This window comes from Gemmata palustris, from assembly GCF_017939745.1.
Classification (GTDB): Bacteria; Planctomycetota; Planctomycetia; order Gemmatales; family Gemmataceae; genus Gemmata; species Gemmata palustris.
Window position 1 is genome coordinate 3499501 of the sequence record NZ_JAGKQQ010000001.1, and the last position, 12338, is coordinate 3511838.

The window sequence follows — 12338 nt, forward strand, 5'->3', positions numbered from 1 at the left end:
TGCCCCGTTGTTTCCAACCACCTTCCCGCAACTGCGGGAAGGTTCCTCCTGTCCCCCCCCCCCCCACCCCCAGGTTTCGCACCACATGTCCGCTGTGCCATCCTCCGCCGACGCGCAATCACCTCTCAGCGCGCGACATCTGGCGGACCTCCGCGCTTCCGGGCTCCGCGATGAGACGATCGTAGCCGCGGCGATCCACACCGAGTCCGATCCCGTCGCCGTGGCTCGTCTTATTAATTGGAGGCGCGCCGACCGCCTCGGTCCGTGTCTGGTGTTCCCACATGTCGGCATTGATGGGCAGCCGCGCGATTACGCGACCCTCAAGCCCGACGCACCACTCGTTAACGCGAAGGGTAAGGCGCGAAAATATGAGTGCCCGAAAGGGCGGCCGTGCGGGGCTTATTTCCCTCCGCGCACCATCGCGGCGATCGCGGACCCGCTCGCGCCGCTCGTCATCACCGAGGGCATCAAAAAGTGTCTCGCTGCGGATCAGGACGGCATCGCTACGATTGGTCTCAGTGGCGTGTACTCGTTCCAGAAGGCGCGCCCGAAAGTGGGCGGCAAACCGACTGGTCCGCGGGTTCTGATTGACGAGCTGGCCGCCATATCGTGGCAGTCCCGCCCCGTCACAATTATCTACGACTCCGATGCCGCGACGAACCCGAACGTCAGGCTGGCTGAATGGCACTTGGCGGTTACGTTGCACCAGGCGGGCGCTACCATTCGCGTTGCGCGCCTCCCATGCGCGGCGGACGGTTCCAAGCTCGGACTCGATGATTTTCTTGTGACTCATGGTGTGGACGCGCTGCGAACGCTGATCGACGGGGCATCGCGTCCCGCCCGCCCGCCGCGGATTCTCCCGACTCCCCCACCCGACGCCCCACCGCGCTTCCCGTGCCCCAATCCGGGCGAGGCGTGGAACGACCCGCACCGTCTCGCGCGCCTGCTGGTTGATGAGACTCGCACGCTCGAGGGGCACTCCACCTTTCTCCAATGGCGAGACGACTACCACAGGTGGCAAACTGCTTGGCGCCCGGTCCCAGACTCGGACTTGGACGCTCATGTTGCGCGCCACGCGCGGCACGTCTTCGAGATTGACTTCCCCGTTCGCCTCGCGGTCCATGCCCAGGCCGTCGCGCTCGAAGACAAGAAGGGCAAGCCACCTACTCTGTTCCCGGTCACGACCAAGACGAAGAGCGACGTGAAGGTCAACCTGTCGGGCATGGTCAATCAACCAGACACCGGGGCGGATGCTCCGTTCTGGTTGTGGGGCAATGTGACCCATGATCCAGCCCACGTGATCGCGGCACCCAACGGGCTGTTCACGCTTGCCGACATCGCGACCGGGCGCCCGCCGTTCGAGCCGCCGACGCCGCGACTGTTCTCGTTCAACGCGCTGCCCTTCGAGGTTCCTGTCGGCGAACCTGAGTTGCCCACAGTCTGGTTGGGCGCTCTGGAGCAATGGTTCAACGGTGACTCCCGATCCATCCTCGGTCTTCAGGAATGGCTCGGCTACATGCTCAGCGCGAGCACAGCGGCGAACAAAATTCTCATGCTGATTGGTCCGCCTCGTAGCGGCAAAGGGACCGTGCTCCGTCTCATGGCGCAGCTCATCGGCGAGGCGAACATTGCATCGACTACGTTCAGCCGGTTAGGTGAAAGTTTCGGGCTCGCCCCGCTGCTCGGTAAGCGCATCGCGACGATCCCTGATGCGCGCCTCGCCGGCCGCGCCGACCTGCCCGCCGTGGTCGAGCGCTTGCTCAGCATCAGCGGTAACGACCAGCAGAGCGTGAATCGTAAGGGCAGGCCCTGCATTAGCACTTTCCTTAAGGTGCGGTTCGTTATCGCGACGAACGAAGTTCCGCAACTCCCTGATGCTTCCGGAGCGCTCGCTTCGCGGTTCCACATTCTGAGCTTTCCGAATTCGTTCCTCGGTCGCGAAGATCCCGACCTCGACCAGAAACTCACGCGCGAACTCCCCGCCATCCTCGCGTGGGCCGCTCGTGGGTTCGTTCGCCTCTGTACCAACCGGATGGCGTTTACCCAGAACGAAGCGGCGACTCGTTTCCATCGCGAAGTGGAAGACCTGTCCTCCCCCGTCAAAGCGTTCGTCAGGGAGCGCTGCAGCATCGGCCCTCAGTACGATGTGGCAATTCACCAACTCTGTCACGAGTGGCAGGACTGGAACGAGTCGTGCAACAAAAAATGTAGCGATGACAATGTCTTCGGTCGCGATCTTCGCGCTGCGTTCCCCCACATCACGACTTCGCAACCGCGTGTGAGTGGCAAGCGTGTTCGGTTTTACAATGGTATCGGTATCCGCGCTCGTGCCGATTGGGGCGACGCCGAAGAGCCCGTGGAACGGGCTGGAACGTGTACCACTCCAGCGCAGTCTAGTATTGAGAAGGATTTATTATCTGATGTGTTAGAGCATTAGTAGCGCTATAGTGCGAGCCGCACTGCTTTGGAACGCGTGCCAACCCGTTCCAGTTTCCACCCCAAGAGTCACCCCCATGAGCCCGAACGACGAACAGCCTGCCCGCATCCTGTTCCAACTGTGGTTTAAGCCGATCGAGAAGGCAGCGAAGTGGCGGAAGGTTGGCGAACCGTGTTCGCATGCCGAAGCCATACACCGAATCCAAGGCAATGGTTCTTTCTGGCTGGCCGAATTGCGCAACCCCAAACTCGCACAACCTTCCTTGTTCGTTTAGCCTTCAATTGCGCGCGGGCGTTCAGCGAGGTATAATCGTGTGATAACCTGTGCAACCACTCGGGGGAAGGAACCGTGGCTGCAGCAATCACCATTGCGGACGTCGAACTGCTGAAGTCTCTGCGCAACCCGACCGGGTACCGTCACGTTTATGAATCGCATCGTGATGAAGAAGCGATGGGCGTTTTCGACAGCGGGCACAAATGCCGCGGTCGCCGGCGGCTGTTCATCGCCAAGATTAGGCTCAACGGCGTGCTGATCCGGTTGCCCGGGTCTAGCCCCACACCGACCGAGTGCGCCCGAAAGGTTGTGGCGTGGTACCAGGAGCGGTACGGCGACTCGTGGCGCGAGGTACTCGTACCCGCGAGGCGCCTGGTCCCGACCGGAGGTGTTTCGTGAAAGGTCTGACCTTCGAGCAGGCCCGGTTGACCGACGAGCAGCGCGAGCTGGCCGAATCGTGTATCCCGATGGCGCACCGCATTGCCGGGGAGTACACGTCGCGCCTGATTCGGGCGTGCGTCTACCACATCGACCGTGATTCGATCCTCTCCGATGCGTTCCTGGGGCTCATTTATGCGGCGCGTGGCTACGACACCGCGATGGGGGTCAAGTTCGCCACCTACGCTTACACCTGCATCAGCAAAAAAGTTCGTAGCTCGCGTGCCCTGCCGAACTGGAGCTACACGGAAACTGGCGACTGGTTCGCCCCTTCCCTCTCGGGGTTTACTCACCTGCGGTCTGAGAGCAGCCACTTCGATTTGGCCGATCCGCCGTCCCGCGAGCCGGCACCTGATGACGCGCTCGAGACGAGAGAGCGAGTCGAGCGGCTACTTGGCGACCTCACCCCACTGCAGCGCGATATCCTGCTCGCTCCATTCACCCCCCGTGAGGTGGATGGCCAGCCCCTACCGCCGATGAACGACAAGGAGCTCGCGGTGAAGTACTGCCGTAACCGTGACTGGGTCCGGCGCACGCGCAACGAGGCTCTCGCCATCGTCCGCGCTCGGCATCAGCTACAAGCGGCGTGACCGCACTATTCTGTTGGAGTCTGTTGTGAAAAAGCCCCCTGCAGCGGGTTCTGGGCGCAAGAAGGGATCGAAGAACCGCACCACTGTGGTCGTCAAGGAAGCGCTCGAAATGGCGTTCCACGGGCTCGGTGGCGTGCCGGCCCTCATCGCGTGGGCGCAGTCATCCAATGATAACTTTTCGCTCTTTTACGAGAAGATGTGGCTGAAGCTCCTGCCCACGTCCATCGACCTGAACCGCCCGGCGCCCCAACCGCACACGCAGCCCATCAATGACCCCAACGTGCTCGACGCCGCGCTCGCCTTCGATGCCGCAGTTGCCGGTACTCACACCCATCGCGCTGGGACGGCTCGCCCACCCGTACCACATCTGGGGGAGGTTCCATCAGGTCTTGCAAAGCCACTTGATGCGGCTGCTGACGAAGCAGCTGCGGTTCCCACCCGGGCACCCGAAAGCGGGCAAGCTGTGTAAGCGGCTGATGGTGTGCGTCGGGCCGCAGCACGGAAAATCCACCATCGTGAGCCAGCTCTTCCCCGCGTGCGCGATGGCGTACAACCCCGCCATCAAGCTCATTTTGCTCTCGTACTCCGCGGACCTCGCCGCCGCTCACTCCCAGGTCGCTCGTGACCGCGTGTTGGAGTTCGGCGCGCACCTGTGTCCGAATGGTTCGCTCGAACTGAAGAAGGATGCGAAGGCGCGTAATGCGTGGTACACCAATCACGGCGGCTACATGCGGGCCGCGTCCATCCAGGGCAGCGTTACCAGACTCGCGGCCGACGGCGTGATAATCGACGACCCGTTCAAGGGCAGCGAGGATAGCAGTTCGCCGACCATCAAGGACCGTGTATGGACTACATACACCAGCGTTGCCGAAACACGTCTCGCCCCAGACGGATGGGTCGCGCTCGTGGGGACGCCGTGGAGCATTGACGACCTCCGCGGGCGGCTCCTCGAGACCGAGGCAGATGACTGGATAGTGCTACGCTTCCCCGCGCTGGCGGAAGAGAACGACGTGCTCGGTCGCGCACCCGGCGAGCCGCTGTTTCCGGAGCGGTATAGCGATGGGTGGTACGAGCAGACGCGGGACAAGTTCGAGCAGCGCGGGCTCTCGTACCTCTGGGACGCCCTGTACCAGTGCAACCCGACCGGTGACGGTTCGCTACGCGCGTTCCCAGACGACTACTTCGGCCCGTGGTTGTGGGTCGATGAACTGCCCATCGGCCACCGCAACCCCGAGCAGTTCCGGGTGCTAGCGCTCGACCCCAGCAAGAGCAAGACCGGCGCCTCGTCGTCTGATTTCGCTGCCTTTTGTGACATGACGTTATTAAGCGACAGGCACCTCTACGCCACGATGCACCTCGAGCGCGAGCCGCTGCCCGCCTTATACGCCCGCGCGGTCGCGATCGTGGGCAACGCGAAGCGTGAGGGGCGACCGTTCCACCGCCTTATCTGCGAAGCGACGATGTTCCAAGAAGCGGTCGGACTCGCTATCCAGGAGCACCTACGTGCGGCCGGTCTCGACATCCCGATTGATCTGCACCAGACGCCTTCCGACCAGTCGAAGCACGCACGCATTCAGGTATCGCTCGCCCCGTTCCTCGCGCAAAAGCGACTGCATTTCGTGGGGCAGACGCGGGCGAACAAGCTCACGGTGCAGCAGACGCGAGAGCTACCAAACGGAAGTCACGATGACGGACCTGACGCGGTGGAGCTGGCGACACAGGCGCTGAACGTACTGCTCACCGGTACAAAGCGCCCACAACAGCAGAAAGTCCTACGAATATGAGCGCACCTCAATTGCGCGCGGTTACATAACGAGGTATGATTATGTCATATGTCGTTCTTTTCGCGCCTGAACCCCCGCAACTGGTTCCGCGGTCCGCTGACCGAAGCGACCGCGCAGGACATCTACGGCACGCCGGTCAGCGACGCTGAATTCAACTACTGGAACAACCGCCCCCTGACGCCCATCTGGGGGCCGGAACTCTTCCAGGACAAGCTGCAGACCGTCCGCACCCTTCAAGAGCTCAACCGCCTTCGCCACGTCAGCCGGTTCCTGTACGAGCGCAACCCCAACGCTTCGGGCGGCATCAACGGCATGGGCCGGTACACGATCGGCACCGGTAGCGCGCAGGAAGTGCAGTCCACCGACCCGGACGCCGAAGCCCCAGAGAGCCTGTCCAAAGCCATCCTCGCGCTGCTCGACGAGTTCAAGAAGGCGTGCTGCTGGCGGATCGTGGAGCGGGAGATCTACCGCCGGTACTTGACGGACGGCGAGTGCTTCATCCAGCTCACCCCGATGGACGACGGCATCACCGCGATGCGGTTCATCGAACCCGACGCGATCGTACCCCCGTCCGGTGAGTCGTTCGAGGGTCCGTGGTCGTGGGGCATCCTCACCGACCGCGACCGTCCGGGCGTACCCGTCGCCTACAACGTCCGCGACTATAGCACGAATACCGAGCGTCGGGTACCAGCACAATTTGTGCATCACCTCAAGCGCGGCTCGAACCTCAACCAGAAGCGCGGGCTGCCGGCGCTCACCGCGTGCATCGACGAACTACAGGGCGGGCAGAAGCTGCGCCACGCTTCCCGTGAAGGCGAGAAGATCCGGGCGTCCATCGCCTACGTCCGCCAGCACGCACAAGCACCCGTGGGCGCGATCCAGTCGCTGCAGAGCGCCAACGCCGCCGGTACGTACTCCGTCGCCACGCAGAACGGCACGCACGACATCACGTACCAGCTCATCGAACCGGGCACCGTTCAAGACATTCCCGAGGGGCTGGAGTACCAACCGCCTCCCCCGTCGCCCAACTCCGAAGCGGCCGCGATGTCGGTGCGCCTCTCGCTCGAGGCGACCGCGGCAGCACTGGAGTGCCCGTACTGGCTCATCTCCGGCGACTCCACCGCGTCCAGCTACGCATCGTCGCTCACGGCGGAGAGTCCGTTCATCAAGCTCGTGGAGGGTGAGCAGGGCGTGCTGGCGGAGTACGTCGATGCGGTCCTCACAGCGGTCATCGAGATCGCGGCGGAGCAGGAGCGGGACAACATCCCGATGGACGTGCTCGACCAGATCGACCTGCACGTGAACTACACCGTGCCGGTGGTGCGCCAGAAGCTCGAAGAGGCTCAGCGCAACGAGATCCTGCGGCTTGCCAAGATCAAGAGCCCGCAGACGATCAGCGCGGAAGAGGGCCTCGACTACGAAAAGGAACAGGCCAACTTCACCGCGGCCGGGCCGTCGCCGGAAGAACAGGCTGCCGAGCTCGCTGCCAAGCAACCGCAGACCGCGGGCGGGCAGATGAAGCGCGACCAGGGGGGCGATTCGTAATGGCTCAGCTCATCGAAACGACGCTGTGGGAAGGCACCGACTTCAACGAGGACGGCGTCCTGCGTAACGTCGTGATCTTGGGTCAGCGCAGCAAGAACAAACGGGTTTACACGGACACCGCGATGCGTTCGGCCGTGCCGCTCTACGAGGGCGCCGAGGTTTACGACAACCACGGCAAGAAGGGCGAGAGCCGCGCCACACGGGAGCGCTACGGCCGGCTCCGCAACGTGCGGTTCGTCGAGTCGGAAAAGAAGGTCCGCGGCGACCTCGTGTACCTGAAGTCGCAGGCCCAACTCACCTCGATGCTCAAAGAGGACATCGAGCGCAAACTCAACTTCTTCGGGCTGTCGCACGTTGCCGACGGCGATTTCTACATGAAGGACGGCGTGAAGATGGTCACCAACATCAGCAAGGTCACCTCCGTGGACGTCGTAAGCGGCCCGGCGACCGTCACGGGGCTTATGGAGCAAGCCGACACCATTGTGGTGGACATGTCGTCCGCGACTGACACCTTCTGCGAGTCCGTGCTCGCGGTCCTCAACGATGAGTCGCTCGACAACGCCGGCAAGAAGGCGAAGCTGCAAACGCTCGTCTCGTCGACGGCACCCGTGAAGGAGCAGACGGACGCGGACCCGGTCAAGTCGCTCACGGAACAGGTCGCGAGCCTGACCAAGACCGTCGCGGCGCTGCAGAAGCCGAAGAAGTATGTCACCGCGGCGAGCAGCACCGCAACCACGCTCACCGAACAAACGGACGCCACACCCGTGGACGCGCCGCCCAAGGACAAAGCCGCTCTCAAGAAGTGGCTCCGCAGTTAACCAACTGTCACGGCGCCGTGACAATCACCCGTTCATGCACAAGGAGCCGAACCCGTGGCAGACGCACTCTACAGCAACGCCGGGCGACTGATCGGCGGCAACGCTCGCGCGAAGCGCGTCGCGGGTACCGTCGCCAGTGCCATCTACGCCGGTGACTTCGTGGCGCTCGTGTCCTCGAAGGCGAGCCCCATCAGCGCGCTGGGCGACGCGGGCACGCTGGCCCAGAACCAGGAACAGGCACACGACGTGTTCTTGGGTGTGGCGCTCGACGCCAAACTCGCGGGCGACACGCGAGACATCCTGATTGCCAGCGCGGGCGAGTGCAAGTACCCGTGCGCCGCGCTCGGCTCGGGCTCGGACATCGGCGCTTACGTCGGTCCGGCGGGCACCGGGTCCGGCGGTCTCGTGGGCGTGGCCGACCAGATCGTGGCCATCGTCGCAACGCCAAACCTGGCGTTCGGCCGCCTGTCGCGCGCAGCCGTGACCGGTGACACGTTCCTGTACTTCGAGCTCGCCGGCAACCTCACCACCACGCAAGCCGGTCCGCAGGCGATGGCGTAAACCGCTCACCCAGTTGTCAACCAGAAGTTGATGACTGCCCACCCCAACACACTGTTCCGAGGTACCTCCGATGGCGTTCCTGGCCGATAAGCTCAAGAAGATTCTCGAGCAGAACATGAACGAGGGGCGCGGCCTGGCGGGGTACCGCGGGCAGTTGCGCGAGATGTTCGGCATCTCCGAAGACGACGACGGGCTGCCGCTCGTGAACCGAGGCGAGCGGCTCATCGACCCGCGCCACCTGGACGCGCGCGAGATCGCAGTGACGTTCCTGGGGCGCAACGCCGGGCCGTCCGACGTGCGCCGGGCGTTCGCGCTCCGCGAGCAGTACGGCAGCTTCCAGGAGGCGGAAGGCGCGGTCGTGCTGCCCTCGCACTTCGCCAAGATCAGCGCGTTCACGGACACTGTAGCCGGGCTGGTCGATGCGCTCACGATGGAGGCGTACACCGCGCCCGAGTTCATCGGCGACTCGCTCATGGAAGTGAAGCAGGAGCGGGTGAACGGCGGGAAGATGATCGGCGTCATGAACGACGGCGGTGTGAGCGACAACCTGAACGACGCCGAGCCGTACCCGACCGTGGGGCTAAAGGAAACCTACGTCGAGGTGCCCGATAACCAGCGATTCGGGAACGTGATCCAGCTCAACGAAAAGGTGTTCATCTACGACCGCACCGACATGATCGAGAGCGCGTGCAAGAGCGCTGGAACCGCGGTCGCGTACAAGAAGGAACAGCGCCAGGCGGACTGCGTGCTCGGGATCACGAACACGTACAGCCGCGACGGGAACGCCGCGAACACGTACCTGACGACGAACGGCGAGATCCCGAACAACTACACGAACTCGAGCACGAACCAGCTCACCAACTACGCCAGCATCGACAGCGCGTTCCAGATCCTCGAAGGCAACACCGATCCCGGCACCGGGTTCGAGATCACCGTCGCCGCGCCGCAACTGCTCGTGATGCCGCAGCGCCAGATGAACCTCGAGAGCGTGCTGTACCCCGAGTTCATCCGCCGGGCGACGGACACCGGGAACACGCTCACGCAAACGCCCCGCAGTTTGGTGCGGCCCATCGCGCCCATCGTCGTGTCGCGCATCTGGTACAACCGGCTCATCGCGGCTTCCGTCAACACGACGAACGCGCCCGAGCGCTGGCACATGGGCGACTTCAAGCGCGCCTTCCGCTACCGGCAGATCATCCCCTTCCAGGTCAACAGCGCCCCGCTCTCGAGCGAGGACGCGCGGCGCGACATCGTCGGCATCTGGGTCGCCCGGGAGCACGGCGTCCCCTTCGTGAAGGAGCCGCGATTCGTGTACCGCGGCACGAAGGAGTAAGTGACTGTCCCATATGTGCGAAAAAGCCTGAGAAATCGTGGGTGACAACTCGAAAATACGGCGATTTCGAGGCATATGGGACAGTCACTAACGACCCGTAAGCCGAATTCGCCGGACATGGCAGATCTGCCACCACCGGCGCGGAGCCGCACTATGCCGACCGTCGCCGAGAACCTGAACACCACCATCGCGGGGTACGCCACGGCGCTCGCGGCCGACTCGGTCAACCCGCAGCCCACGTACACGCTCGACGGCAAGACCGTGAGCCGCAACGAGTGGCGAGAGGGGCTCGCCCGGCTCATCACCGCGCTGCAGAAGACCGTCAACGCTCAGTCCCCCTACGTGGTGTCCACGAAGATGGTGCTCTGATGGCACTGGACCTGTCCCGTGACTACCTGCTCATCGACGACCCGCTCACGCTGGGCATCGCCTCGAAGAAGGGCGAGTCGTGTTGGGCGGACGTGTCGCGCGTGCAGTACGTGCAACGCAACGAGATGACGAAAGAGGACCTCCGGCGCGCGCAGGACAACAACCCGAACCTGCTCCAGAAGGACGCGACCGTCTTCCACATGTGGACGGCTCAGCTCCGGGGAATCGCTCCCGCCTCGGTCGCTCCGTCGGGCGTGCTGGTGCCGAAGATCGGGGACAAGATCACTGACGGAGTGCTGACCTGGTTCGAGCCACCCGACGGCTCGCCGGCGGTCCCCGCGACCTACGCCGACGCGGGCTACGACGAGTTCTCCGTGTGGGTTGTAGACTCGGTCCGGGTCGTGGACCGGGACGCGAACGGGCCGCAGCGGTACCGGGTCGTCGCGATCAAACGCCACGGAGCGCAGATCCTGTGAGTGTGCTCAACGACATCCTCGACGCGGTCGTTGCCGATCACAAGGCGGCGAAACTCAAGATCGGCACCGAGTGCCTCCGCGTGGTGAAGCGCAAGCTCCCGAAGAAAGAAGAGGGCGTCGACGATCACTTCCAGGTGACGATCAGCGCCGCGGAGCAGGCGGACCAGATCGTCCGCATCGCGTTCGGGAACGTGTTCAAGGTCGGGTACCGGGTGGAGATGACTCTCATCACCCCGAACGACCGAGACCAGTTGACGAACATCGACACCATCGCGGCCTGGCGCGAGGCCACCCGCGCGCGGTACATGAAGCCGAACCCGATCGCGGTGAGCGCGGTGAAGCAGGTGGAGATCATCGACAGCCTGTTCCTGGACCGCTCGACGCTCGCCGACGGCTACGACTTCGACCAGATCGCGCTACAGATTTACACCTTCGAGAGGCGCTCATGAGCATCACGCACACGGTCAGTCAGGTTTGGGGCGCCGGCTCGAGCCAGGTCGCCGTTCAGAGCACGAAGACGGGGAGCGTGGAACAGAACTCGTCGCTCACCCTGGGAACCGTCACCAACCAGGCGGTGGACCTGCAGTGGGCGCAGGCGAAACTGCTGTCCGTCTTCATCAAAACGGACCTCGACTGCACGCTGAAAATCAACAGTTCCGGGAGTCCCACGGACACCATCACCCTCGCGGCCGGGGTGCCGTTCGTGTGGCTCAAGGGTTCCGGCGTGCCGTACCCGTTCACCGGAACCGCGGGCGCTGTGACTACGGCGTTCGTCACGACCACGGCGGCGACCAACATCGAAATCCGCGTACTCCTGGACCTGTAATGCCGCTCTCGTCGTTCAACCTGCTCGCGAACAACACGTTCGCCTTCACGAAGACCGTCACCGACTGGGCGGATCTCGCGCAGGGCGACAACCAGGTCACGTTCAACCTCTCGGGGCTGGACGTCGCCGCGTGGAACCAGGCGTATGCCGCGGTGCTCACGATCGCGTCCGCGGGTTCGACCACCGTCGACCTGAAGAGCTTCACCAACCTCGCGGGCGAGTCCGTGGCGCTGACCAAGGCGCTCGGGATCGTGGTGAAGGTCGAGGGGACGTCGGGCGTGCTCAAGATCACCCCGGGCGCGAGCAACGGGCTCGTGTGGTTCGCGGGCGCGACCGACGGCCACGTGCTCCGCGCGGGCGAGTCGTTCTGTCAGGCGGGCGACCCCGCGGGCAGCGGCATCACCGTGGACGCGACCCACAAGACGATGACGTTCGCGAACACCGGGGCAACATCCATCGACGTCACGGTTGTGATCGTCGGCAGCACCTTGTGAGGTAACAGCCGTGGCAGACAACTGGATCAGCGGGAACAACAGCTACGTGAGGCTCGGCGCTCAGTCTTACGAGTTCGGCAAGTGGCGGCTGCCGGTCGAGGGCGGGGTGAAGAAGTTCTTCGCGTTCGGCCACAACTTCCAGCGCACCACCGCGGGCGGGGTCGCGGCCACACCCGTGGTCGATGGCGCCTACAACGCCGGCAACATGCCCCTGACCGTGAACGCGCTGTACGAGCTTCACCTGGGGTTCGCGGCGGGCATCGAGCTCGCCCTGAACGCGCGCCTCTCGAGCGTGGAATACTCCGCCGAGATCAGCGCCGGCGGCGACCCCGGAATGGTGTCCTGCACCTTCGAGAGCGATGGCGAGTTCAGCATCATCTTCACGTAACAGGCG

At 63.9% G+C, this 12338-nt stretch carries 16 protein-coding genes; all 16 read left to right on the forward strand.

Annotation, left to right across the window (positions count from 1 at the left end):
* The first annotated feature begins 7 nt into the window (after positions 1 to 7).
* The 16 genes from J8F10_RS14330 (at position 8) to J8F10_RS14405 (ending at position 12332) form a co-directional block, all read left to right on the forward strand.
* Positions 8 to 2437 carry a phage/plasmid primase, P4 family gene (locus tag J8F10_RS14330; protein ID WP_210654583.1) on the forward strand — a complete coding sequence of 810 codons (2430 nt, stop codon included), beginning with the start codon at positions 8 to 10 and terminating at the stop codon, positions 2435 to 2437.
* 76 nt (positions 2438 to 2513) lie between these two features.
* Positions 2514 to 2711 carry a hypothetical protein gene (locus J8F10_RS14335; protein WP_210654585.1) on the forward strand — a complete coding sequence of 66 codons (198 nt, stop codon included), beginning with the start codon at positions 2514 to 2516 and terminating at the stop codon, positions 2709 to 2711.
* A 74-nt stretch (positions 2712 to 2785) separates the two neighbouring features.
* Entirely contained in the window at positions 2786 to 3109 is a 324-nt protein-coding gene (locus J8F10_RS14340) for a hypothetical protein (protein ID WP_210654587.1), read from the forward strand.
* Positions 3106 to 3738, forward strand: coding sequence for a sigma-70 family RNA polymerase sigma factor (locus tag J8F10_RS14345; RefSeq protein WP_210654589.1), 633 nt, complete (start codon positions 3106 to 3108; stop codon positions 3736 to 3738). Before J8F10_RS14340 ends, J8F10_RS14345 begins: the two co-directional genes overlap by 4 nt.
* A gap of 25 nt (positions 3739 to 3763) precedes the next feature.
* Positions 3764 to 4207, forward strand: coding sequence for a hypothetical protein (locus tag J8F10_RS14350; protein ID WP_210654591.1), 444 nt, complete (start codon positions 3764 to 3766; stop codon positions 4205 to 4207).
* The gene (locus J8F10_RS14355; protein WP_210654593.1) at positions 4143 to 5522 is read left to right on the forward strand and encodes a hypothetical protein; all 1380 of its coding nucleotides are present in this window, start codon (positions 4143 to 4145) and stop codon (positions 5520 to 5522) included. The genes J8F10_RS14350 and J8F10_RS14355 overlap by 65 nt, the downstream gene beginning before the upstream one ends.
* A 48-nt stretch (positions 5523 to 5570) precedes the next feature.
* Positions 5571 to 7067, forward strand: a complete 1497-nt coding sequence (locus tag J8F10_RS14360; protein WP_210654595.1) for a phage portal protein — start codon at positions 5571 to 5573, stop codon at positions 7065 to 7067.
* Positions 7067 to 7885, forward strand: coding sequence for a hypothetical protein (locus J8F10_RS14365; RefSeq protein WP_210654597.1), 819 nt, complete (start codon positions 7067 to 7069; stop codon positions 7883 to 7885). Before J8F10_RS14360 ends, J8F10_RS14365 begins: the two co-directional genes overlap by 1 nt.
* 54 nt (positions 7886 to 7939) lie before the next feature.
* Complete coding sequence (locus tag J8F10_RS14370; protein WP_210654599.1) at positions 7940 to 8446, forward strand: hypothetical protein; 507 nt, start codon at positions 7940 to 7942, stop codon at positions 8444 to 8446.
* A gap of 70 nt (positions 8447 to 8516) precedes the next feature.
* The gene (locus J8F10_RS14375) at positions 8517 to 9779 is read left to right on the forward strand and encodes a phage major capsid protein (protein WP_210654601.1); all 1263 of its coding nucleotides are present in this window, start codon (positions 8517 to 8519) and stop codon (positions 9777 to 9779) included.
* A 153-nt stretch (positions 9780 to 9932) separates the two neighbouring features.
* Positions 9933 to 10148, forward strand: coding sequence for a hypothetical protein (locus J8F10_RS14380; RefSeq protein ID WP_210654603.1), 216 nt, complete (start codon positions 9933 to 9935; stop codon positions 10146 to 10148).
* On the forward strand, positions 10148 to 10624 hold the full coding sequence (locus J8F10_RS14385; protein WP_210654612.1) for a hypothetical protein: 477 nt from the start codon (positions 10148 to 10150) through the stop codon (positions 10622 to 10624). Before J8F10_RS14380 ends, J8F10_RS14385 begins: the two co-directional genes overlap by 1 nt.
* Positions 10621 to 11073, forward strand: a complete 453-nt coding sequence (locus J8F10_RS14390) for a hypothetical protein (RefSeq protein WP_210654615.1) — start codon at positions 10621 to 10623, stop codon at positions 11071 to 11073. Before J8F10_RS14385 ends, J8F10_RS14390 begins: the two co-directional genes overlap by 4 nt.
* A complete protein-coding gene (locus J8F10_RS14395) occupies positions 11070 to 11450 on the forward strand; it encodes a hypothetical protein (protein WP_210654617.1) in 381 nt (126 codons plus the stop codon). Before J8F10_RS14390 ends, J8F10_RS14395 begins: the two co-directional genes overlap by 4 nt.
* The gene (locus J8F10_RS14400) at positions 11450 to 11944 is read left to right on the forward strand and encodes a hypothetical protein (protein ID WP_210654619.1); all 495 of its coding nucleotides are present in this window, start codon (positions 11450 to 11452) and stop codon (positions 11942 to 11944) included. Before J8F10_RS14395 ends, J8F10_RS14400 begins: the two co-directional genes overlap by 1 nt.
* A gap of 10 nt (positions 11945 to 11954) precedes the next feature.
* Entirely contained in the window at positions 11955 to 12332 is a 378-nt protein-coding gene (locus J8F10_RS14405) for a hypothetical protein (protein ID WP_210654622.1), read from the forward strand.
* The last annotated feature ends 6 nt before the right edge of the window (positions 12333 to 12338 follow it).